Source organism: uncultured Williamsia sp., assembly GCF_947494875.1.
Taxonomy (GTDB): Bacteria; Actinomycetota; Actinomycetes; order Mycobacteriales; family Mycobacteriaceae; genus Williamsia_A.
In genome coordinates this window covers 126,101-148,343 of the sequence record NZ_CANLWM010000007.1, presented here as the reverse complement: position 1 = coordinate 148,343, position 22,243 = coordinate 126,101, and the positions used below count along the sequence as shown (strand labels likewise).

Here is a 22,243-nt window from a genome sequence, read left to right as displayed (position 1 = left end):
AGTTGGTCCAGTCGCCCGTGAAGCAAGGAGCAGGCAATGACTGCATCAGTCGGAAGCGGGGCCGAGAAGCGTCGCAGCAAGGTCGCGACGCCGGCCCAGGAACGCCGCGCACACCTGCGCAAGGCACTTCAATGGGGACGCGTCGGGTTCGCCGCGTTCATGTTCGGGTCGGCGGCGCTGGCCCTGGGCATCGCAGGTCTCGCGACCGGGAACACCGTGCCCGGCAGCGTCGCGCTCGTCGTGTGGGTCGTGCTCTACGGCACCGTCGTCTACTCGATCCGGGCCTCGGCCATGGCTCGTGGGGACCGGACCTTGCAGGAGCACATCGCCCGGGTCCAGCGGGGTCGGTACCGGAGCCACTACCCGCAGCACCAGGACTCGTCGTCCTGAGTCAGGTCACGCCGAGCTGAATTCGCGTTCTCGCAGGTCACCCGATTGCGGTGACCTGCGAGAACGCTTTTCGGTAGGTGGTCGGAGACATGCCGATGCCGGACCGCAGGTGATGGCGCAGGTTGTCGGCGCTGCCCAACCCCGATCGCGTCGCGACCTCGTCGACGGTCGCCCCGCCCGCCTCGAGCAGTTCGCGGGCCCGATCGACCCGACGGTTGCGTACCCATTCACCGGGCGACACGCCTGTCTCGTCGCGGAATCGGCGGCTGAAGGTGCGCGTGCTCATGTGCGCGTGCTCCGCCAGACGACGGATGGACAGGTCCTCCACCAGATGCTCGAGGGCCCAGGCACGAGTGGCCGCCGTGCTGTCGTCGGGGCGGTCGACGACGGCGTGGCTGATGAACTGCGCCTGGCCACCCTCCCGGACGGGCGGCACCACGCAGTACCGGGCGACGGTGTTCGCCAGGGCGGCACCGTGATCGAGTCGGACCAGATGCAGACAGAGGTCGATCCCGGCGGACAGTCCGGCGGAGGTGAACGGTCCGGTCGACTCCGGCCCGCCGGTGCCACCGTCGACGAACAGGACGGCCTCGTCGAGTCGGACCTGCGGGAACAGCGTCCGGAACCCATCCGCGGCGCGCCAGTGCGTCGTCGCCGGTAGACCGTCGAGCCGACCGGACGCGGCGAGCACGAACGCGCCGGTGCAGATCGACACCCAGCGAGCCCCCGACGGGACGCTGTCGAGCGCGGCCGACACCTCGGGGTCGAGCGTCCCGTCCTCCCGGGCGCTGGGATACCGCGTGCCGGGCACGACGACCGTGTCGGCGGTCGCGAGCTCGTCGAGACCACCGGCGGGCACCATGCCGTAGCCGGTGGTGGTGGCGACGGGCTGCCCACGCGGCGCGCAGGTGATCACCTCGTAGAGCGGTGATCCGTCCCGATCGCGGGCCTCCCCGAACACCAGCGGGGCGATGGTCGCGTCGAAGCCGACCACGGGGGCGAGGAGCAGGACCACGACGCGGTGGGGTCGACCATCGTTCATGGCACGATCTTCCCGCATTGTGGCGATCGTGCCAATGGCGAGCGCGGCCGCGATGACCGAGAGTTCTTCGCATGCTGTTCACACCGACGCGCCGGATACACCGGGGATGGGTCGTCGCGGCGGTCGCGTTCGTCGCGATCCTGGGCGCCGCGGGCTTCCGAGCCGTGCCCAGCGTGATGATGGACCCGCTGCACATGGAGTTCGGCTGGTCGCACGCCACGGTCGGTGCCGCGATGTCGATCAACATGACCCTCTTCGGTCTGACGGCACCGTTCGCCGCGGCGCTGATGGACCGGTTCGGCGTACGGCCCGTCCTCGCGGTGGCCCTCGCACTCATCGCCGCGGGCACGGGGCTGGGATCGACGATGACCGCCGAGTGGCAACTGCTGCTGTTGTGGGGCGTGCTGGTGGGGCTCGGAACCGGGTCGATCTCCATGGGTTTCGTCGCCACGATCGCGACCCGCTGGTTCGTGGAGCGTCGGGGACTCGTCACCGGCATCCTCACCGCCGCGAGCGCCACCGGGCAGCTGATCTTCCTCCCGGTGGTCGCCACGGCCACCGACCGCTTCGGGTGGCGCGTGGCGTCGCTCATCGTCACCGCCGTGGCCGTGGCCGTCGTCCCGTTGGTGCTCGTGTTCATCCGCGACCGTCCATCCGACGTCGGACTCCGGCCGCTCGGCGCGACCGAGGACGCCCCCGCGACGCCCCTGCCGGCGGGCACCTTCTCCGCTGCGTTCTCGGGTCTGGCGATCGGGGTGCGAACCCGCGCGTTCTGGCTCCTGGCAGCCAGTTTCGCGATCTGCGGGGCGACGACCAACGGACTGATCGGGACCCACTTCATCCCTGCGGCGGGTGATCACGGCATGCCCACCACGGTCGCTGCGGGCCTGCTGGCCACCATCGGGATCTTCGACGTCGCGGGCACGGTGTTCTCGGGTTGGCTGACCGACAGGGTCAGTCCTCGCGTCCTGCTGATGGTCTACTACCTCGGCCGCGGGGTGTCGCTGGTCCTGCTGCCCTCACTGCTGTCGCCGCACGCCGAACCGAGCACATGGGTGTTCATCGTCTTCTACGGCCTCGACTGGGTGGCGACGGTGCCGCCGACGATCTCGATCTGCCGAGAGTGGTTCGGGGAACGGACCCCTGTCGTCTTCGGATGGGTGTTCGCCTCGCACCAGATCGGTGCCGCGGTCGCCGCCTTCGGTGCCGGGTGGATACGGGACGCCGACGGCAGTTACGACCTCGCCTTCCAGGTCGCGGCGGGCTTGTGCGTCGTCGCCGCTGTGTGCTGTGCCGGGATCCGGGGGCCTCGCGCGGTGAACAGTCCCACAACCGCACCGGCGGACGGCGACCCGACGTTGCAACGGTCGTTGTCACGTTAGAGTTGTCGACATGGTGTCCGGAAACGCACAGGTCGATGTCAAGGCCGCCCGCGCCGATGTGCTCGCGGCGATCGCCGACATCGAGACCTTCCCGAGTTGGTCCCCCATCCACAAAGAGGTGAAAATCCTCGAGCGCGACGACGAGGGACGGCCCGCGAAGGCGTGGATGAAGGTGTCGCTCATGGGGATCAGTGACGAGCAGACCCTCTCGTTCGAGTGGTCGGACTCGGGTGTCACCTGGGATCTGATCGAGGGTGGCCAGCAGAAGTCCCAGCACGCCGAGTACAAGCTCACCGACGCCGACGGCGGCGGCACCCACGTCGAGTTCGAGATGAGCCTCGACCCGAAGATCCCGGTTCCCGGCTTCGTCCTGAACAAGGGCAAGAAGGCGATCATCGAGATGGCGACCGACGGTCTGCGCGAGCAGGTCGACGGCTGATCTCCGCTCGCTGAGCGTGCGATGACCGTGGTGCGGAGCCGATCCGTCCGGCCGTCGGTCGTCGTCCTGCTCGTCTCCCTGTACTTCGCGCAGGGCCTGCCCTACGGCTTCTTCACGACGGCGCTGCCCGTCGTCCTGCGGCAGTCGGGGTACTCGTTGGTCGCCATCAGCGCGACGGGCGTCCTCTTCCTGCCGTGGGCGCTGAAGTTCCTCTGGGCGCCGTGGGTCGACCGCGTCGGCACCCGCAAGCGGTGGGTTGTGTCGATGCAGATCGGCACCGCCGCAGTGGCTCTCGCGCTGGCGTGGGTCGACCTCGACGCGTCGATGACGCCGCTGTTCGTGGGCATCGCGCTCGTCAACGTGTTCGCGGCGACACAGGACGTCGCCACCGACGGCATCACGGTCACCGCCCTCGACGCGCACGGTCGCGGCCTCGGGAACGGGATCCAGGTCGGCGCATATCGTCTCGGGATGATCGCCGGCGGAGGCGGTCTGCTCTGGGTGTACTCGTTCGCGAGCTGGCGGGCGCTGTTCGTCGTCATGGCGGTCCTGGTGCTGCTCACGACGATCCCCGCGATGCTGATGCGTCACACCCCGCCGTCCGCCCCCGACGGCGGTCGCGCCGCGTCACCCATCGCGTGGTGGACGCGTCTCACGCGACCCGGGGTCCTCGCGCTGATCGCGGTGGTCGCGGCTTACAAGTTCGGGAACTCGATGGGGTCGGCGGTGCTAGGCCCGTTCCTGTCCGATCAGGGTCTGTCGGTGCGGCAGATCGCGCTGCTGGACGGCGCGGTGTCCTCGGGCGCGGCGCTCGCGGGCGCCGCGCTCGGCGGTCTGCTCGCGTTCCGGCTCGGTCGGCTCACCGCCCTGACCGTGGGCGGTGTCGCGCAGTCGGTCGCGCTGATCGCGTTCGTCGCCGCCGCGGCCGACGTCGGTGGGATCGGGATGATCGTGGTGGCGACGGTGGGGGAGCACGTCTGCGGTGGGATCGCCACGGTCGCGGTGTTCGCGCTCATGATGGATTCCGCCGAGAAGTCCTTCGCGGGAACGGACTACACGCTGCTGGCCTCGGCCGTCGTCGTGACGCAGGGCGTCGCCGGCTTCGCGGCCGGGATCGTCGGGGACGCATTCGGCTACGTGGCGCTCTACTCGTCGGCGACGGTGCTCTCCGCGCTCGGCTGTGTCGTGATGCTCCGCGGCCTCCGCGCCGGATGGGGACCGGCCCGACTCCGCGAGGTGCTCACCCCGCTGCCGGCACACTGACAGGTTCCGTGGCCCCTCGGTCGGAGACCGACAGTGCCCCCCGGTCGGGGACCGGCTTTGTGCCCCTCGGTCGAAGACCGACAGTGCCCCCAGTCGGAGACCGACTTTGTGCCCCTCGGTCGAAGACCGACAGTGCCCCCAGTCGGGCTCGAACCGACACTGGGCGGATTTTAAGTCCGCTGCCTCTGCCAATTGGGCTATGGGGGCGTTGGTTTCACATCACACATCATTTGTTGCGTTAAGCAGCATGGCGTCCGTCGTCGCCGCGGAATCGCCTGCAGGGTCCCATGTTCGCCGACATGGGGGACTGCGGCACGGCGGGGTCCCCGGTGACCCGTCACGAACCGGCCGGTATGAGGTCGACGGGCCGGATGACCTGTGCCACCGTGGGGTCCTGAGGCGGCGTTCGGGGGCGCAGCCATCGGCACCTGTTGACCCTCAGGTGTCGGGGCGCGCAGGATGATGCGTCATCCCTGTACATGTGAACGATGGACGACGGACCACCATGACCCGATTCGATCTGGCGACCGACCTCGACTGCAGCGTCGAGCAGGCGTGGCGTCTCCTGACGGACCCCGCCGTCAAGAACCAATGGTCCCGGGGCCTCACCACCGCCCGGGACGCCGGCGGTGACGGACGGATGGACCGCGCCGGCGCCGTCCGCGAGGTTCTCGTCGACCTGCCGACGCGGCCCCGGGTGCAGGAGGTGGTGACCTGCGCCGACGAGCCGACCCGTTTCGCGTACCGCATCTTCAAGGCCTCGCCGCTGCTGCGGGAGTACTCGTGTGCCATCGACATCCAGCCGACCGACGACGGATGCGCGGTGCACTACACCGTCGACGTCGACTTCGTCCCCACGGTCGGTCCGTTCGTCGAGCCGCCGCTGCGCCGCTCGATCGAGAAATCGCTCAAGGGCCTGTCCGAGCAGTCGCGGCGACTCGCTGCCGACCCTGAACCGTTGCCCTACCGTCGCGCACCCCGTCGACGTCCCGGTGGGGTCGCCGCGCTGCGGCCCCAGATCCAGCGCTACCTCGGTCACCAGCAGATCGTCGCCGAGGAGCTGGCCGAGGCCGCGGACCCGAAGTACTGGTTCGCCCGGATGTGCGCCCTCACGACCGAGGAACTGCTCCGACGTATCGATGAGGGCCGGTACACCGAGCCCGAGTGGATGATGCGCCTGATGGCGGTGCTCCACCGTCGGCACGTGTCGAACCTGCACGCCTACCGGTCGGGTGGGGGCGTGTCCGCCGGGTGGCGTGAGGCGTGGGCCGTCTGCGACGAGAACGACAACCCGCGCTCGTTCCGCCACGTGGCCACCGGGATCATCGCCGCGTCGCGCGTGCACATGGAGGAGGACATGCCCCGGGCACTGGCCGAGGCGTATGCCGCAGTCGCCGACGACGGGCGTGACTACCGGGAGTTCCGCGCCGACTACCTCGACGTGGCGCCGGTGTACGCGGTCGCCGTCGACCGCCTGTGTGCCGAGATCCCCGCGCCGTTCGTGCCGCGCATGCTGCGGGCGTCGGGGCGGGTCCTGCCGGAGATGCGCGACGCCATGACCCGTCTCTTCTACGACGTGGAGACCGATCGGGTCCGCGCGTTCGACAAGGGTTTCGCCCTGGCCTGCGAGGCCGGGGACATCACCGCGCCGTAGCGGGGGCGTCCGACGGCACAGAAGGTCAAGAGCAAGTAAAGTCGGTCGGGAACCCCGACGACGGCTCCGTCGTTGGATCGATGTAGGCCTCTGTCGACGCCCGACCGCCGGTCGGGACAGGCAGAACTTCGAAAGGACCCCAGCGGTGCGAGAGAGCAGCAATCCGGTGATGCGCGGAGTGCTCCGCGACAACTCGAAGGCCGGGGGCTACGCCGGGTTCGGTACCGGTGTCGCCGGCGCCGGTCAGGCGATGTACGGCCAGGCGGGCCAGCCGCAGCAGGTGGACCCGTACGCGCGGCCCAGTCAGCCTGTCGGCACCCGCGCCCTCACCATCGACGACGTCGTCACCAAGACGGCGATGACGCTCGGCGTCCTCATCCTGTCGTCGATCGTCTCCTACTTCCTCGTGCACCAGAACGTGGCGCTGGCTATGCCGCTGCTCCTCGTCGGTGCGCTCGGTGGCTTCGCCCTGGTGATGGTCGCGAGCTTCGGCCGCAAACAGGACAATCCGGCGATCGTGCTCTCGTACGCGGTCCTCGAAGGCCTGTTCGTGGGCGCGGTGTCGTTCGTGTTCGCCAACCTGGCGGTCAGCGGTACGTCCGCCGGGGTGCTCATCGGTCAGGCGATCCTCGGCACGTTCGGTGTGTTCGCCGGCATGCTCGTCGTCTACAAGACCGGCGCCATCCGCGTCACCCCCCGTTTCACCCGCATGCTGTTCGCAGGTCTGATGGGTGTCATCGTCCTGATCCTGGGCAACCTGGTCGTGGGCTTCTTCAACGGTGGCTCGGGCCTCGGCCTCTACGACGGCGGCCCGCTCGCGATCGGCTTCTCGCTGCTGTGCATCGCCCTCGCGGCGTTCAGCTTCCTCGTCGACTTCGACTCGGCCGACCGTCTCATCCGCGCCGGCGCGCCGTCGCGTGCGGCCTGGGGCATCGCCCTCGGCCTGACCGTCACCCTGGTCTGGCTGTACGTCGAGATCCTGCGTCTGCTCAGCTACTTCAACCAGGACTGACCCGGCGCCCGGTGACACCGGGACCCGCCGTACGACGGCCTCGCACCCCCGCGGTGCGAGGCCGTCGTCGTGCTCGGCGACGAAAACCGGTCGATCCGCGTCGGCCACGATTGCTACCGTCACCCGACCGTCGCCGATCGCACCTGTCGATCACGGCGATGAGTTCTGCTGCCGCGTCGGGTCTGTACCCGGTGACGCCACCCGACGCCGAAGGGATCCCCACATGACCGCCGCCGCGACCACGCCCGCCGCGCCGACCCCGGCCGCCCCCGACGATCGCATCTCCCGCGAGCACCTCGTCGTGATCGGTGTGCTGCTCGTCGCCACGTTCGTGGTGATCCTCAACGAGACGGTGATGAGCGTCGCGATCCCCGTGTTGCAGACCGACCTCGGTGTCCCGCCGAGTGTGGGGCAGTGGCTCACCACCGCCTTCATGCTGACCATGGCGGTCGTCATCCCGCTGACGGGCTTCCTCATCGAGCGCCACGGCACCCGGACGCTGTTCGTCGCGGCCATGTCGGCGTTCACGCTCGGGACGGTCATCGCCTTCGCCGCACCGGGGTTCGAGGTGCTGCTCGTCGCGCGGGTCGTGCAGGCCCTCGGCACCGCGATCATGTTGCCGCTCCTGATGACCACGGTCATGACCGTCGTCCCCGAGAACCGGCGTGGGGTCATGATGGGCAACATCTCCGTCGTCATCGCGGTCGCGCCGGCGCTCGGGCCGACCGTGTCCGGTCTCGTCCTCGACAATCTCGGGTGGCGCTGGATCTTCGGCGTGGTCGCCCCGATCGCCGCCGCAGCGCTCGTCACCGGTCTGGTTCTCGTGAAGCCCGTCGGGCCGCGGGTGTCCGCGCCGATCGACCTGCTCTCCGTGCCGCTCGCCGTCCTCGGTTTCGGTGGCCTGGTGTACGGGCTCGTCGGCATCGGCGAGGCCGCCGATCACGGTGCGGCCGTCCCGGTCTGGATCCCGTTCACCGTCGGCGCCTGTGCGCTCGCCGCGTTCGTCGCGCGTCAGCTCCTGCTCGGCCGCACCGACCGCGCGCTGCTGGACCTGCGTGTGTTCTCGTCGTCGACGTTCACGCTGTCGATCGTCGCGATGGTGGTCGCGATGGCGACGATGATGGGCACCTTCATCGTCGTGCCCTACTTCGCGCAGGCCGTGCTCGGCTTCAGCCCGTTCACCACGGGGTTGCTCACCCTGCCCGGCGGACTGGTGATGGGACTGGCCGGACCGGTGATCGGTCGCGTCTACGACCTGCGGGGGCATCGCCCGCTGGTGTTGCCGGGCGCGATCGCCATCACGGCCGGTGTGTGGTCGCTCTCCGTCGTCGACACGTCGACGAGCGTGTGGTGGTTGTTGGGCTCGAACGTCCTGCTCTGCCTGGGCCTCGCGGCGACCTTCACCCCTCTGATGACGCTCGCTCTCGGATCGGTGGCACCGGAGCGGTACTCGCACGGGTCGGCCGCGTTGGGCACCTTCCAGCAGGTCGCCGGTGCGGCGGGCACCGCGTTGTTCGTCACCGTGATGACGGTGGTGTCAGCGGGTGACCACGCGACCCAGGCCGCTGCCTCGGACGCGATCGCCGACGGCGTGCGCACGGTGTTCACGGTCGCGGGATGCCTGGGATTCGTCCTGATCGGGATCGTCTGTCTGCTGCGCGCGCCGAAGCCGGTCGACCCGGCGATCGCCGACGACGTGGCGGTCGCCGCGGTCTGACACCACGACGACGACGGCCGCCGGCGGGATCCCGCCGGCGGCCGTCGTGTGTCGTGCGTGTCAGCTCAGGCGCTCGAGCACCATCGCCATGCCCTGACCGCCACCGACACACATCGACTCGACGCCGAAGGTCTTGTCGTGGGTGGTGAGGTTGTTCAGCAGGGTCGCGGTGATGCGGGCACCGGTCATCCCGAACGGGTGGCCCAGCGCGATCGCGCCGCCGGACACGTTCAGCGAGTCGTGGTCGATGCCGAGCTCGTTCGCCGAACCGAGGACCTGCACGGCGAAGGCCTCGTTGATCTCGAAAAGGTCGATGTCGGAGACGCTCTTGCCCGCGATCGCCAGGGCCTTGCGGATCGCCTCGATCGGGCCGAGCCCCATGATCTCCGGCGAGAGGCCGGTCGCGGCGGTCGACACGATCCGCGCGAGCGGGGTGAGGCCGAGTTCCTTGGCCTTGGTGTCGCTCATGATCACCACGGCGGCGGCACCGTCGTTGAGCGGGCACGCGTTTCCGGCGGTGATGGTGCCGTCGGGACGGAACACCGGCTGCAGCTGCGACACCTTCTCGTAGGTGGTGCCGGCCCGCGGGCCGTCGTCGGTGCTGACCTGCGAGCCGTCGGGCAGGGTGATCGGGGTGATCTCACGCTCGAAGAAGCCCGCCTTGATGGCGTCCTCCGCGCGGTTCTGGCTGAGCACGCCCCAGCGGTCCTGGTCCTCCCGGGAGATGCCGGTGAAGCTCGCGACGTTCTCCGCGGTCTGGCCCATCGGGATGTAGACGTCGGGGATGAGGCCCTGCTCGCGCGGATCGGTCCACGCCGGGGCGCCACCCTGTGCGGCCTTGTCGGTCCGGGCCATGGCCTCGTCGAACACCGGGTTCTTGGTGTCGGGCCAGCCGTCGGCGCTGCCGGAGCCGAAGCTGGAGACGCTCTCCGCGCCGGCCGAGATGAACACGTCGCCCTCGCCGGCCTTGATGGCGTGGAACGCCATCCGGGTGGTCTGCAGCGACGACGAGCAGTAGCGGTTCACGGTGACGCCGGGAACGTGGTCGAGACCGAGCTCCACGGCGACGACGCGGGCGATGTTGAACCCGCCCTGGCCGCCGGGCTGGCCGATCCCGAAGTGGAGGTCGTCGATGTCGGCGGTGTCGAGGGCGGGGACCTTGTCGAGGGCGGCCTGGATCATCTGACGACCCATCTCGTCGGGACGCACCTCACGCAGCGATCCCTTGCCGGCGCGGCCGATCGGCGAGCGGGCGACGGAGACGATGACGGCTTCGGGCATGGATACTCCTCGGTGTCGGCGGGGTGCCGGGTGCACACGTGTCCGCAGGTCGGATCGGACGTTACGCGGTCGGTTCTGTCTGCTCGCGGAGCACCGGCTCGTCGATGTGCCGACGCGGACGGAGGGGGCGACCGACGGCGCGGCCGATCCTCGCCAGGACCCGGTTGTTCTCGGCGAACTCCGAGACCTCCGGCGGATCCGGCAGCGGCGCCGACCCCCACTCACCGATCGAGGCGAGGACCTCCGGCAGCAGGGTCTGCGCGGCGAGCAGGTACCCCGCGGCCGACGGGTGATAGTGGTCGGCGGAGAACATCCGGTCGGGCGCGGCGAGGAATTCGCGCGCCAGCAGGTTTGCCAGGGGGACGGGACGCCCGCCGGCGGCGCGGACCTCGTGGGCCTGCGCCTTCGCCAGCTGAAACCCCCACTGCCGCAGTACGGTTCGCAGCGGTTGGGGGATCGCGGTGACGACGCCGAGGTCGGGACACGTGCCGACGATCACCTTCGCGTCGACCTCGACGAGCCGTCGCACGGCGGCGCCGAGGCGCTTCGCGGACGGACGGATGTGGTTGACGGCGGTGATGTCGTTCGCGCCGATGAGGATGACGGCGATGTCGGGCGGTGGACCCGCGATCAGCATCGCGTCGACCTGACCCGACAGGCCGCGGGAGGTGGCACCGACGATCGCCTTGGTGCTCAGCCGCACACTGCGGCCGGTCTCCCGGGTGAGCATGCGTGTGAGCTGCACACCGGGCGTCTCGTCGGGCGACTCGGCACCGAGACCGGCCGCGGTCGAGTCGCCGAAGACCATCAGGTGCAGGTCGTGCTCGACGCCGGGCCGGATGCGCTCGGGGCCGGTGCCGTCGGGCCGGTACAGCCCGTCGCCGTTCGGGGCGTTGTCGGTGCGGTGCGGGATGACCTCGCGGGCGATGCGCGCCTGACCGTTCAGGAAGGTCCAGGCGGCCCAGCCGGCGCCGGCGCTGCCGGCCGTCGCCACCGCGGTCGTCGCCACGTCGCGTGCGATCCGTCGGCGAGAAGGGGGCACGGCCCCAGGATACGGACACCCGATTGCGGACTCCTCGCCCGTGGGCGTGTCCGGGGCGGTCGATCATCCGCTGCGGGCGGGGGCGCATCGCGCGACCGCCGGGTCGACGTGTCTGGAACGATGGAGTGCATGCGCATCGCTGATCACATCGTCGACCTGGTCGGCGGCACCCCGCTGGTCAAGGTCCACTCCGTCGTCGCCCCGAACTCGGCCACCGTCGCCGCGAAGGTCGAGTACCTCAACCCGGGCGGTTCGTCGAAGGACCGCATCGCGGTGAAGATGGTCGACGCCGCGGAGGCGTCGGGTGAGCTGAAGCCCGGAGGAACCATCGTCGAACCGACCTCGGGCAACACCGGAGTGGGTCTGGCGTTGGTCGCGCAGCAGCGTGGGTACCACTGCATCTTCGTCTGCCCGGACAAGGTCGGCGAGGACAAGCGCAACGTCCTGCGCGCCTACGGGGCCGAGGTCGTCGTCTGCCCGACCGCGGTCGCCCCGGACAACCCCGACAGCTACTACAGCGTCTCCGACCGTCTGGTGAACGAGATCGACGGCGCCTGGAAGCCCAACCAGTACGCCAACCCGGCCGGCCCGCAGAGTCACTACGAGACGACCGGCCCGGAGATCTGGGCCGACACGGACGGGAAGATCACCCATTTCGTCGCGGGTGTGGGCACCGGCGGCACCATCACCGGCACGGGCCGGTACCTCAAGGAGGTGTCCGACGGTCGCGTGAAGATCATCGGCGCCGACCCCGAGGGATCGGTCTACTCCGGTGGCACCGGTCGTCCGTACCTCGTCGAGGGTGTGGGCGAGGACTTCTGGCCCAGCGCCTACGACCCCTCGATCCCGGACGAGATCATCGCCGTCTCCGACGCCGACTCGTTCGAGATGACGCGTCGCCTCGCCCGCGAGGAGGGTCTGCTCGTCGGCGGATCGTGCGGCATGGCGATGGTCGCCGCGCTGCGCGTGGCCGAGCGTGAGGGTCCGGACGCGTTGGTCGTCGTGCTGCTCCCCGACGGCGGTCGCGGCTACATGGGCAAGATCTTCAACGACGCCTGGATGCGCAGCTACGGGTTCCTGAGCACCCCGATGGACGGCAAGGAGGCCGCCGAGCCCACGGTCGGCGACCTGCTGCGCGGCAAGTCCGGTGCACTGCCCGACTTCGTGCACACGCACCCGTCGGAGACGCTGCGCGACGCGATCGAGATCCTCCGCGAGTTCGAGGTGTCGCAGATGCCGGTGGTCGGTGCCGAGCCGCCGATCATGGCGGGCGAGGTGGCCGGTGCGGTCAGCGAGCGCGAACTGCTGAGCGCGGTGTTCGAGGGGCGTGCCAACCTCGCGGACCCGGTCTCGGCCCACATGGGTGACCCCCTGCCGTTGATCGGCGCGGGCGAGCAGGTGTCCGCCGCGCGCAAGGCACTGGGCGAGTCGGATGCGTTGATGGTGGTCGAGGACGGCAAGCCGATCGGTGTCATCACCCGCCACGACCTGCTCACCTTCGTCAGCTCCGGACGGTTCTGATCCCGCTGCGCCCGGCCCCCGGGGGTCGCATCGCCCGGCGATAGGCTGGGTGCATGTCTGAACAGCGCAGTCGGGCCGACGCGAGCCGGTGGCAGGGATTCGGGACGAAGGCGATCCACGCCGGATACGAACCCGACCCGTTGACCGGGGCGGTGAACCCGCCCATCTACGCGAGTTCCACGTTCGCGCAGGACGGCGTCGGCGGGCTGCGTGGTGGATTCGAGTACGCCCGGACCGGCAACCCGACCCGCCAGGCACTCGAGGGCAACCTCGCCGGCATCGAGGGTGGTGCGTTCGGACGGGCGTTCGCCTCGGGCATGGCGGCCACCGACGCGCTCCTGCGCGCGACGCTGCGCCCGGGTGACCACCTCGTCATCCCGAACGACGCGTACGGCGGCACGTTCCGCCTCATCGACAAGGTGTTCACCCAGTGGGGCATCACCTACTCGGTGGCGCCTGTCTCCGACGTCGACGCGGTCCGCGCGGCGATCACCCCGGCGACGAAGCTCGTCTGGGTCGAGACCCCCACCAACCCGCTGCTGAACGTCGGCGACATCGAGGTGCTGGCGGGCGTCGCGCACGACGGTGGGGCGCGGCTCGTCGTCGACAACACCTTCGCCTCGCCGTACCTGCAGCAGCCGTTGGCGCTCGGCGCCGACGTCGTCCTGCACTCGACGACCAAGTACCTCGGCGGTCACTCCGACGTCGTCGGGGGCGCCCTGGTCACCGACGACGAGTCCCTCGACGCGGACCTGGCCTTCCTGCAGAACGGTGCCGGCGCGGTGCCCGGCCCGTTCGACGCGTACCTGACGATGCGGGGTATCAAGACACTCGCGGTGCGCATGGATCGGCACAGCGACAACGCCGAGGCGATCGTCGACTTCCTCGCCGGGCACCCGAAGATCGAGAAGGTGCTCTACCCGGGTGTCGAGTCGCATCCCGGGCACGCGGTCGCGGCTCGGCAGATGCGTCGCTTCGGCGGCATGATCTCGGTGCTGGTGGCCGGGGGGCCCGCTGCGGCGCAGGAGTTCTGCGCACGGACCGAGGTCTTCACGCTCGCCGAGTCGCTGGGCGGCATCGAGTCGCTCATCGAGCACCCGGCCGCGATGACCCATGCCTCGACCGCCGGGTCGCTGCTGGAGGTGCCGGCGAACCTGGTGCGTCTGTCGGTCGGCATCGAGGACGTCGCCGACCTGATCGGTGACCTGGAGAGCGCGCTGGGCTGAGCCGTCAGGCCGCGAGTGCGACGGAGTCGCGCGCCGGTGCGGTCGCGACGACCGTCGCCCGCGGGGCGCCGAAGCCGCGCACGGCCTGCAACAGCAGCAGCAGGTCGTCGCCCTCGACCACGACGCGGTGTCCGCGCCGCAGCAGTGACTGGGCGATGTCGACGTCGATCTCGTCGGTGACGGTGAGGGTCGCTGTGTTCGTCATGCGTCCAGCACACCGGCTGCGTCTAAGGGTTCTCTGGCGTGACGGACAGGACCGGATGGCAGTTCGGCGCTACCGTCGGGCGTGATCATCACACCGGACCGCATCGAGAACGCGATGCAGACCCTTGCCCCGGTGATGCGACGCACACCGATGGTCGCGTCGCGTGCGCTGTCGGACCTGTGCGGCGGCGACGTGTGGCTCAAGTGCGAGAACCTGCAGCGCACCGGATCGTTCAAACCTCGCGGCGCCTACGTGCGGATCGCCGGACTGTCCGCCGAGGAGCGGGCGCGTGGCGTCGTGGCCGCCAGCGCCGGCAACCACGCTCAGGGTGTCGCCTGGTCGGCCACCACACTCGGGATCCCTGCCCGGGTCTACATGCCGACCGGCGCGTCGCTGCCGAAGGTGTCGGCGACCCGCGCGTACGGCGCCGAGGTGGTGCTGTCGGGGGCGATCATCGACGAGAGCCTCGTCGAGGCACGGCGATTCGCCGACGAGACGGGCACGGTCCTCATCCACCCGTTCGACCACGAGGACATCGTCGCCGGCCAGGCCACCGTCGGTGTCGAGATCCTGCAGCAGATGCCCGACGTCGGCACCGTGGTGGTGCCGCTCGGTGGCGGGGGACTGCTCGCGGGGGTCGCCGCGGCGATCAAGGTGTCGCGTCCCGACATCCGCGTGATCGGCGTCCAGGCGGAGGAGGCTGCGGCCTGGCCGGGGTCGCTGGCCGCGGGCAAGCCGGTCCGCGCCGAGTCGATGTCGACCATGGCCGACGGTATCGCGGTGGCCATGCCGGGTGAGGTGACGTTCGCCCACGTGGAGTCGCTCGTCGACGAGATCGTCACGGTCGGTGAGGATCTCATCAGCCGCGCGGTGCTGCTGATGCTGGAACGTGCCAAGCTGCTCGTCGAACCCGCCGGCGCGGTGGCCGTCGCAGCGATCATGCATCCCGATGCGCCGGCCGTCTCGGGGCAGGTGTGCGTCGTGCTCTCCGGCGGCAACGTCGACCCGCTGCTGCTGTCGCACCTGACGACCCACGGCCTGCAGGCGGCGGGCCGGTATCTCACCGTCGCGGTGACCGTCCCCGACAGGCCCGGCGGCCTGGCGCAGCTGCTGGAGACGCTGCGTGACACCGGCGCCAGCGTCGTCGACGTCATCCACTCCCGGGTGTCCGGTGAGCTGCGTCTCGGCGAGGTGCAGGTGACGGTCAGCCTCGAGACCCGCGGGCCCGACCATCAGGCCGACGTCCGATCGGCCTTGGCGGCCGCCGGCTACCTGGACTGATCACCGCTGGGCGAGGTCGAGTGCCCCCCGGATGACCGATTGCATCGCCGCCGGCGCGGAGGCCTCGTCGAACGGCGTCGTCGGGTTCCCGAGCATCGCCGACGCGACGTAGGTCGCCCCGTCGCGCGCGACGACCCGATATGTCAGGGTGAGGACGCCCGGTTCCGAGCCACCCTTGAACCAGACCGTCGGATACTCCACCCGGTCCAGCAGCAGGTTGCCGTCGCTGATCGACAGTGCATCCGCGATGGGACCGCCGGTCGGCCGCTCGGCCTCCCCGGCCAGTCCGGCCATCGCGCGACACATGTCCTGCGGCGACGCGAACCACTCGATGGAGTCGATGTCGCGTGGGTCGGTCCAGTGCTGCCAGTCACCGAACGGTGTCCTGTCGAGTTCGGCCGTCATCGCAGCGCGTTGTGCGGTGGTCGCCGCGAGGTACCGCCGGGCGAGAGACGGGTAGTCGCTGGTCTTGAGGGCGAACAGTTCTCGGGTGGTGAGGAACGGTGTCGTCCGCGACGGGTCGGTGTTGCCGAACCGCGTGAGCATCGCCTGCACGGCGTCCCGACCCATGAGGTGGATCAGGTGGTCGGCTGCGGTGTTGTCGCTGACGGAGATCATCAGGTCCGCAAGGCGCCGATAGGTGACGGGCGTCCCGGCCGGAGCGGTGCGGAGGTCGCCCGACGGCAGGCTCTTCCAGTCGTCGCGCACGGTGACCGTGTCGTCCCACGAGACCCGCCCCGCGGCGACGGCGTCACCGAGTGCGCCGAGGACGTAGAGCTTGAACGCAGATCCCAGCGGCCGTTGAGTGTCTCCGGCGAGCTGGTGGACGGGCACGCACCGACCGCCGTCGACGCGGTCGATCGCGAACGACACCTGCGGGGCGAGCGCGGAGAGCTGCTGGTCGACCGCCGCCCAGGATGTCGGGGCCGCGGGCCGCGGCGCGAACAGCAGGGTGGCCACCTTGCCGTCGCGGTCGAGACCGACGGTCATCGTCAGATCGGCTCCGGCGGGTGTGGTCACGACGGCCGACCGCGCGTACGGCGACGTGGACGGACCGAGTCGCTCGAGCCGCAGATCGGCGAAGGGGGCGAGTCGCCGGTTCGCCCCGTCGGCGGTCCCGCCGAAGTCACGCACGTTGGCATCCGCGAAGTGTGCGCGGAGTTCGCTGTCGGGCAACGGGAGTCGTGCACTGGCGCCGATGAACCACTGCAGCTGCTCGGCGGCCGGTGTGGGGAGGGCCTGCTGGGACGATGATGGGGCACTCGACGGTGCGGCGTCGTCCGGTGCGAACATGGAGCACCCGGCGACGAGTCCGAGAGCGCACAGCGCGATGGCTACACGGGTGAGGGCCATCGTCCTCACTTCTCCTCGACCGTCGGGGTGGTCTTCACCCACAGCCCGGCGACGCTGTCGTCGTGGGCGAACGACACGGTCAGCCACATCGGTCCGTACGTCAGCACGAGGGGGAGGTCGACGACGCGGTAGGGCCCGCGCACACCGACGACCGGCTTGCCCAGCGTCTGAACGGGTCCGCCGTCGCGCTCGAGGCCGGTCCACAGCGTCGCGAGCGCGGACTCGTCGATGCCGTCGAGCATGACCTGCGACCAGTCCGACCGGATGCCCGCGAAATCGTGATCGATGAACTGGCCGGCGATCTGGCGAGTGCGGGCCACGATGCGGTCGGCCGCGAGGTCGTCGGCGTTCGGCGACGTCTTGCCGAAGCGCTGTTGCGCGGCCTGCCGGCTGATGTGCAGGAGTGCGCCGATCTCGGCCCACGTGTGCCCGGCGGCGCGTGCTCGCGCGACGGTCTCACGGCGGGACTCGTCGAGGGCCTCCTGCAGCGCGTCGGTGGCGGCGACCGCGGACATGGGGCGCGGGGCGTCGGCGTCGCCGCCGACCACAGCGGCGATCACCGCGGCTGCCGATCGCAGGCGAGCGGCCAGGTCGTCGTCGGAGGGCATGATGTCAATCTACAGTTGACAGGCATGGGAGAAGGATGGACCCACCGACCGTGTGTGTCAACCCCGGATTGACAGACGCGTGGCCGGAGCGCAGACGACGACAGCCCGCGTCCTGGTCAGGACACGGGCTGTCGGGTGGGGTCGATCAGGAGTGGTACGGCTCCGCACTCACCAGCGTCACCTTGACGACGGCACCCGAGGGCACCGTGTACTCGCGGGTCTCGCCGACCTTGGCGTCGAGAAGGGCCGCGCCCAGCGGCGAACTGGGGGAGTAGGTCTCGAGCTTGCCGTCACCGGAGCTGTCCTCGCGGGTCGCGATGAGGAAGGTCTCCGTGTCGGACTCGTCGCCGTCGTAGTAGACCTTCACCACGGAACCGAGCAGCGCGACACCCGACTGGGTCGGCGCCTCGCCGACCTTGGCGGTGTTGAGCAACTCCTGCAGCTGGCGGATCCGCGCTTCCTGCTGACCCTGCTCCTCGCGCGCGGCGTGATAGCCACCGTTCTCCTTGAGGTCGCCTTCTTCGCGGCGCTCGTTGATCTCGGCGGCGATCACAGGTCGGTTCGCGATGAGTGAGTCCAACTCGTTCTTCAGCCGATCGTGGGACTCCTGGGTCAGCCACGTCACCTGGGTGTCGGTCATCGTCTCGCTCCTCGCCAATTCGTTCGTGCCCGCGTCGGGCCGCAGTGCCTGCTGCGTAGCACCTTCAAATGCAGCAACACGGCCCCTCTCGGAGCCGTGCTTCGGTCGATACTACCCCATGTGTACGAATTGACCGCTGCTTTTGTGCTGGTCACTGCTCCGGCAGGCGTGCCGCGAGGGCCTCCTGATAGGTCGGCTCGGCCTTCTTCAGTCGACCGCACACGGCGTAGGTGATGGGCATGACGGCGACCTCGACGAGGGTCTTCCAGACGAACCCGACAACGGTGTAGTTGACGAAGTCCTGCCACCGCGAGATGCCCAGTGCGGACGCGGCGATCGAACAGAAGACGAGGGTGTCGGCGAACTCCCCGACGATCGTCGAACTGATCAACCGGGCCCACAGGCGACGTTCACCGCTGCGCGCCTTCATCTTCACCATGACGTAGGAGTTGAGGAACTCCCCGACGAGGTAGCCGGACAAGCCGGCGAGGAGGAACTGCGGGACGACGCCTGCGACGGTGCGGAACGCGTCCTGGCCGTCGTAGAAGTCCGCGGCCGGGAGTTCGATGGTGATCCAGAAGCAGAGCGATGCCAGGAGCAGCACCCCGAAACCGGAGAAGATCACGCGGCGCATCGCGCGGAAGCCGTACACCTCGCTGATGACGTCTCCGAGGATGTAGGCCAGGGGGAAGAGGTAGAAGGCGCCGTCGGTGACCAGGCCGTGCATCGAGAGCGGGCCGAGATCGAACGAGAGCGACGGGAAGAGCAGGACGCCCTTCGTGCCGGTGATGTTGCTGATGATCATCACGCCGACGAACAGCGCGACGAGGTAGGGGAAGTACGGACTCGAGAGGGTGGCGAAGGCCGGGCCCACCGGGCGATGCGCCCGCCGATCGTCGTCGGTGTGTGGAACCGGCCGCCCAGACTTGGCGGTGGTCATGAGGGGCGATCATGCCACCCGGGAGGTCAGCTGGGGCTCTGGCACTGGTCGAGGAACTCCTGCGGGAGTGTCCCCTCCATCACGACGCGTGAGCCGTTCCACCGGAACGTGACGTCGGTGCCCCCGCCGGGGTTCGCCGTGCTGGTGTTCTCCCCGTGGAAGTAGCCGTAGTGGACATCGACGTGATCGGGGCCCGATCCGGTGACCCACGCGAGGCTCGCGTTGCACCGGATCCCCGTGCCGAGCCAGCGTCCGTCCGGGCCGAAGAGCAGGAGCTGATCGGACGAGGACGCCGTCCCGTGCTCGGTGGTGAGCTCCGCCCACGAGAGCTGGTTGCAGGAGGTCATGTCCGAGCGGATGGTCCCCCACTTCCAGTCGAATTGCGTCGACGGAGGGGCAATGCGGGAACTGGCCGCCGAGATCTTCTCCGCCGCATCGGGATACGGGCCGCACGGTGTGTCTGCATCGGTGACGGGTGCGGTGGTCGCGGTGGCTGTGTCGGTGTCCTGCGTGCTCGCGTCGTCGGCGGGTGCCGCGGCAGTGGTGTCCGACGGCGCTGCGGTCACCGTACGGATGACCGTGGGTGTGGTCGGAGTCGCGCGGGGTGTGTCGGTGGAACAGCCGGCCACGGTGAACCCGATCAGGCAGGCGATGCCGGCGACGCCGGCGCGGGTGGAGATCCTCATGTCAGCACTGGCCTTTCGTGAACGCGTAGGGGAGTGAGCCGTCCATCACGACCCGGGAACCGTTCCAGCGGAACGTGACGACTGCTCTGCCGACACCACCTTGCGAGCGCTGCTGCTCGGGGTTCGTCGGGTCGAGATAGGAGTACTGGACGGTTATCGCGTCGGGTGCGGTGGCGGCGACGTACTGGCCGTAGCGCGCATCGCAGCGGATGCCCGTGCCCTGGAAGTACCCGTCCTGGTAGATCAGCAGCTGGTGCGGCCGGATGGGGGCCTGCGTCGCGGTACTGGTGAGCTCGACCCAGCTCATCCCCGGGCGCCACGTCCCGCCCGCGTTGTATGCACGCCACGACCCGCGCTCGGGCTGAGTGATGCGGACCATGTCCCGTGATCCGGCGGCGGTGAGCCCGATGTCGGGGGAGCAGCCGCTCCGAGCGGACGTGTCGGCGATCCCGGACGCGGTCGCGCCCGCGGCCGACGTGGACGTGACCGCCGGCGCCGTCGTCGATCCGCTCGCGGTGGAGGTGACCGTGACGGTGGGTGTGGGTGGCGTTGCGCGCGGGGTGTCGCCGGAGCAGCCGGCCAGCAGGGCGGTCGCCGCGGCGACGACCCCTGTGGCGGCGATGTGTCGGGTCGAGATCTGCACCTGCACTCCGATCCTCGCGGTCATGTGACCGGGATCTCGCGCACGGGGAGCAGTTCGTTAGCCGTCAGAAGCGGCTGAGACCCGTCCGTGACCGAAAGTCGTGCGATCGCACGACATGCCGCGGGACGTCAGCCGTTGTCGGCTGTCAGGTACGGCGGGACGGAGGTGGTGCAGCCGAAGACCTCACCGATCGCCGGCGGGCCGGTGGTCTTCACCCGGGAGTCGACGGCGGTCTGCTGCGAGTCACCCGGGGGGATGAGCACCTCGCGACGGCCGTTCTCGTCCCCGTCGCGGGATCGGGCCCGCACGACGCAGGCGACGGCCTTGCTCGGGTCGTTGCGGGTGACCGTGAAGGAGACGTCCACCGTGGAGCTGTCGACGATGGAGTAGCCCGTGCCCTCACCGGACACCGGGGGATCGGCGAAGCGCGAGTACCCGACGTAGGCGATCCCGATCCCGGCCAACACCACGAGCACCGACAACCCGATCAGCCAACGGCGACGCCGCGCGGGGCTGGTGCCCGTCGGGTACCGGCCGGCGGGCGGTGCGCTGCTGCCCGAGGCGGACGGATCGGGGCCGACGGTCATGCACCAGATGTAGCACGCGAACCTGCGGACACCCCGTGCGCGAGGTCCTCGGGGCCACCTGCGGACCGGCACGTCGCCAGACGGTGGGAGAATGGACCGCGTCGAGTTCGAGATCGCGAGAAGTGGAGCTGTGCTGGTGAGTGGCCTTCGGTTGATGGCGGTCCACGCCCACCCCGATGACGAGTCGAGCAAGGGTGCCGCCACGATGGCCAAGTACGCCGCCGAGGGCAACGAGGTGATGGTCGTCACGCTCACCGGAGGCGAACGCGGCGACATCCTCAACCCCGCGATGGACCTGCCGGGGATCAAGGACAACATCGTCGAGGTCCGCCGCGAGGAGATGGCCAAGGCCGCCGCGGCGCTCGGGGTGTCGCACCGGTGGCTCGGGTACATGGATTCCGGTCTGCCGGAGGGCGACCCGCTGCCCCCGCTGCCGGAGGGTTGCTTCGCGCTGGTGCCGCTCGAGGAGTCGACCGGCACGCTGGTCGAGGTGGTCCGGCAGTTCCGGCCGCACGTGATGATCACCTACGACGAGCGTGGCGGGTACCCCCATCCCGACCACATCCGATGCCACGAGGTGTCGATGGCGGCGTTCGAGGCGGCCGGTGACCCTGACCGCTATCCCGAGGCCGGTGAGCCCTGGACGGTCTCGAAGATCTACTACACCCACGGGTTCATCCGAGACCGGATGCTGTTGTTCTCCGAGGAGTTCGAGAAGCACGGCATGGAGAACCCGTTCGCGGAGTGGCTGTCGAACTGGGACCCCAGCCGCGGCGATCTGATGGGTCGGGTGACCACCCAGGTGACCAGCGGCGACTACTTCCCGCAGCGCGACGAGGCGCTGCGCGCGCACGCCACCCAGATCGACCCGAACGGCATGTTCTTCGCCGTGCCGATGGAATGGCAGCAACGACTCTGGCCGACGGACGAGTTCGAACTCGCCCGGACCCGGGTCAAGACCGCCATTCCGGAGACCGACCTGTTCGCCGGGATCGTCGCGGACGAACCCGATGAGGTGACCGCATGATGACCACGGGTGTTCTCGCCTCCGGACCCGTCGTGGACATCCTCGCCCGCGACGCCGACGGCCCCGAGTTCGGCAAGGCGTCGCCGCTCGGCCTGCTGATCGTGCTGGTGCTGCTCGTCGCCACGGTGTTCCTGATCCGGTCGATGAGCCGTCACCTGCGCAAGCTGCCCACCGAGTTCGACCGCGACGACCCCGTCGCCGACCAGGCCGCCGACGAGGGCACCGACGCTCCCGGTGTGCCGGAGGCCGGCACCGCCAACGACGACACGACGGCCGGTCGGCGTCCGCACACCGAGTAGTCGCC

At 69.8% G+C, this 22,243-nt stretch carries 23 protein-coding genes and 1 tRNA gene; 12 read left to right on the top strand and 12 right to left on the bottom strand.

Going from position 1 to position 22,243, the window contains the following annotated elements:
• Nucleotides 1-36 precede the first annotated feature (36 nt).
• Nucleotides 37-390 carry a hypothetical protein gene (locus Q1A98_RS16840; RefSeq protein WP_299575628.1) on the top strand — a complete coding sequence of 118 codons (354 nt, stop codon included), beginning with the start codon at nucleotides 37-39 and terminating at the stop codon, nucleotides 388-390.
• 37 nt (nucleotides 391-427) lie between these two features.
• Here the strand turns inward: Q1A98_RS16840 and Q1A98_RS16835 are convergent, their stop codons facing one another.
• Nucleotides 428-1,432 (bottom strand): helix-turn-helix domain-containing protein, encoded by a 1,005-nt coding sequence (locus tag Q1A98_RS16835; protein ID WP_299575626.1) that lies wholly within the window; start codon nucleotides 1,430-1,432, stop codon nucleotides 428-430.
• A 71-nt stretch (nucleotides 1,433-1,503) separates the two neighbouring features.
• Between Q1A98_RS16835 and Q1A98_RS16830 the strand changes: the two genes are divergently transcribed.
• Genes Q1A98_RS16830 through Q1A98_RS16820 form a run of 3 tightly spaced genes read left to right on the top strand, consistent with a single transcriptional unit; the run spans nucleotide 1,504 to nucleotide 4,516 of the window.
• Nucleotides 1,504-2,814: an MFS transporter gene (locus Q1A98_RS16830; protein ID WP_299575624.1), complete on the top strand. Its 1,311-nt coding sequence runs from the start codon at nucleotides 1,504-1,506 to the stop codon at nucleotides 2,812-2,814.
• Nucleotides 2,815-2,824: 10 nt separating this feature from the next.
• Nucleotides 2,825-3,253: an SRPBCC family protein gene (locus Q1A98_RS16825; protein ID WP_299575622.1), complete on the top strand. Its 429-nt coding sequence runs from the start codon at nucleotides 2,825-2,827 to the stop codon at nucleotides 3,251-3,253.
• A gap of 21 nt (nucleotides 3,254-3,274) precedes the next feature.
• Nucleotides 3,275-4,516 carry an MFS transporter gene (locus Q1A98_RS16820; RefSeq protein WP_299575621.1) on the top strand — a complete coding sequence of 414 codons (1,242 nt, stop codon included), beginning with the start codon at nucleotides 3,275-3,277 and terminating at the stop codon, nucleotides 4,514-4,516.
• A gap of 133 nt (nucleotides 4,517-4,649) precedes the next feature.
• Here Q1A98_RS16820 and Q1A98_RS16815 read toward each other — a convergent pair.
• Nucleotides 4,650-4,723, bottom strand: a tRNA-Leu gene (locus Q1A98_RS16815).
• A 298-nt stretch (nucleotides 4,724-5,021) separates the two neighbouring features.
• Between Q1A98_RS16815 and Q1A98_RS16810 the strand changes: the two genes are divergently transcribed.
• The 3 genes from Q1A98_RS16810 (at nucleotide 5,022) to Q1A98_RS16800 (ending at nucleotide 8,899) form a co-directional block, all read left to right on the top strand.
• Nucleotides 5,022-6,170: a DUF5995 family protein gene (locus Q1A98_RS16810; RefSeq protein WP_299575619.1), complete on the top strand. Its 1,149-nt coding sequence runs from the start codon at nucleotides 5,022-5,024 to the stop codon at nucleotides 6,168-6,170.
• 145 nt (nucleotides 6,171-6,315) lie between these two features.
• Nucleotides 6,316-7,182 (top strand): Bax inhibitor-1/YccA family protein, encoded by an 867-nt coding sequence (locus Q1A98_RS16805; protein WP_299575618.1) that lies wholly within the window; start codon nucleotides 6,316-6,318, stop codon nucleotides 7,180-7,182.
• A 223-nt stretch (nucleotides 7,183-7,405) separates the two neighbouring features.
• Nucleotides 7,406-8,899 (top strand): MDR family MFS transporter, encoded by a 1,494-nt coding sequence (locus Q1A98_RS16800; RefSeq protein ID WP_299575608.1) that lies wholly within the window; start codon nucleotides 7,406-7,408, stop codon nucleotides 8,897-8,899.
• Between the two features lie 60 nt (nucleotides 8,900-8,959).
• Here Q1A98_RS16800 and Q1A98_RS16795 read toward each other — a convergent pair whose 3' ends face one another.
• Nucleotides 8,960-10,180, bottom strand: coding sequence for an acetyl-CoA C-acetyltransferase (locus tag Q1A98_RS16795; RefSeq protein WP_299575607.1), 1,221 nt, complete (start codon nucleotides 10,178-10,180; stop codon nucleotides 8,960-8,962).
• A 61-nt stretch (nucleotides 10,181-10,241) separates the two neighbouring features.
• Nucleotides 10,242-11,201, bottom strand: coding sequence for an SGNH/GDSL hydrolase family protein (locus Q1A98_RS16790; RefSeq protein ID WP_299575977.1), 960 nt, complete (start codon nucleotides 11,199-11,201; stop codon nucleotides 10,242-10,244).
• A gap of 150 nt (nucleotides 11,202-11,351) precedes the next feature.
• On the opposite strand from Q1A98_RS16790, the gene Q1A98_RS16785 reads away from it, so the two are divergent.
• Together Q1A98_RS16785 and Q1A98_RS16780 are read left to right on the top strand one after the other, a co-directional pair.
• Nucleotides 11,352-12,743, top strand: coding sequence for a cystathionine beta-synthase (locus tag Q1A98_RS16785; RefSeq protein WP_299575605.1), 1,392 nt, complete (start codon nucleotides 11,352-11,354; stop codon nucleotides 12,741-12,743).
• Nucleotides 12,744-12,796: 53 nt separating this feature from the next.
• Complete coding sequence (locus Q1A98_RS16780; protein WP_299575603.1) at nucleotides 12,797-13,969, top strand: cystathionine gamma-synthase; 1,173 nt, start codon at nucleotides 12,797-12,799, stop codon at nucleotides 13,967-13,969.
• 4 nt (nucleotides 13,970-13,973) lie between these two features.
• Here Q1A98_RS16780 and Q1A98_RS16775 read toward each other — a convergent pair whose 3' ends face one another.
• Nucleotides 13,974-14,174: a hypothetical protein gene (locus Q1A98_RS16775; RefSeq protein WP_299575601.1), complete on the bottom strand. Its 201-nt coding sequence runs from the start codon at nucleotides 14,172-14,174 to the stop codon at nucleotides 13,974-13,976.
• 81 nt (nucleotides 14,175-14,255) lie between these two features.
• On the opposite strand from Q1A98_RS16775, the gene ilvA reads away from it, so the two are divergent.
• The gene (gene ilvA, locus Q1A98_RS16770; RefSeq protein WP_299575599.1) at nucleotides 14,256-15,455 is read left to right on the top strand and encodes a threonine ammonia-lyase; all 1,200 of its coding nucleotides are present in this window, start codon (nucleotides 14,256-14,258) and stop codon (nucleotides 15,453-15,455) included.
• Here the strand turns inward: ilvA and Q1A98_RS16765 are convergent, their stop codons facing one another.
• From Q1A98_RS16765 to Q1A98_RS16735, 7 genes are all read right to left on the bottom strand, one after another.
• Nucleotides 15,456-16,808, bottom strand: a complete 1,353-nt coding sequence (locus Q1A98_RS16765; protein ID WP_299575598.1) for a serine hydrolase — start codon at nucleotides 16,806-16,808, stop codon at nucleotides 15,456-15,458.
• Between the two features lie 5 nt (nucleotides 16,809-16,813).
• The gene (locus tag Q1A98_RS16760) at nucleotides 16,814-17,416 is read right to left on the bottom strand and encodes a hypothetical protein (protein WP_299575596.1); all 603 of its coding nucleotides are present in this window, start codon (nucleotides 17,414-17,416) and stop codon (nucleotides 16,814-16,816) included.
• Nucleotides 17,417-17,561: 145 nt separating this feature from the next.
• Nucleotides 17,562-18,056 carry a transcription elongation factor GreA gene (gene greA / locus Q1A98_RS16755; RefSeq protein WP_299575594.1) on the bottom strand — a complete coding sequence of 165 codons (495 nt, stop codon included), beginning with the start codon at nucleotides 18,054-18,056 and terminating at the stop codon, nucleotides 17,562-17,564.
• Between the two features lie 151 nt (nucleotides 18,057-18,207).
• Nucleotides 18,208-18,996, bottom strand: a complete 789-nt coding sequence (locus Q1A98_RS16750; protein ID WP_299575592.1) for a queuosine precursor transporter — start codon at nucleotides 18,994-18,996, stop codon at nucleotides 18,208-18,210.
• 26 nt (nucleotides 18,997-19,022) lie between these two features.
• Nucleotides 19,023-19,682 (bottom strand): LppP/LprE family lipoprotein, encoded by a 660-nt coding sequence (locus Q1A98_RS16745; RefSeq protein ID WP_299575590.1) that lies wholly within the window; start codon nucleotides 19,680-19,682, stop codon nucleotides 19,023-19,025.
• Nucleotide 19,683: 1 nt separating this feature from the next.
• Nucleotides 19,684-20,349, bottom strand: a complete 666-nt coding sequence (locus Q1A98_RS16740; RefSeq protein WP_299575588.1) for an LppP/LprE family lipoprotein — start codon at nucleotides 20,347-20,349, stop codon at nucleotides 19,684-19,686.
• Nucleotides 20,350-20,453: 104 nt separating this feature from the next.
• Nucleotides 20,454-20,912, bottom strand: a complete 459-nt coding sequence (locus Q1A98_RS16735) for a DUF4307 domain-containing protein (RefSeq protein WP_299575586.1) — start codon at nucleotides 20,910-20,912, stop codon at nucleotides 20,454-20,456.
• 154 nt (nucleotides 20,913-21,066) lie between these two features.
• Here Q1A98_RS16735 and mca point away from each other — a divergent pair, with 154 nt between their 5' ends.
• A complete protein-coding gene (gene mca, locus Q1A98_RS16730) occupies nucleotides 21,067-21,939 on the top strand; it encodes a mycothiol conjugate amidase Mca (protein WP_299575976.1) in 873 nt (290 codons plus the stop codon).
• The gene (locus Q1A98_RS16725) at nucleotides 21,939-22,238 is read left to right on the top strand and encodes a hypothetical protein (RefSeq protein WP_299575975.1); all 300 of its coding nucleotides are present in this window, start codon (nucleotides 21,939-21,941) and stop codon (nucleotides 22,236-22,238) included. The genes mca and Q1A98_RS16725 overlap by 1 nt, the downstream gene beginning before the upstream one ends.
• Nucleotides 22,239-22,243 lie beyond the last annotated feature (5 nt).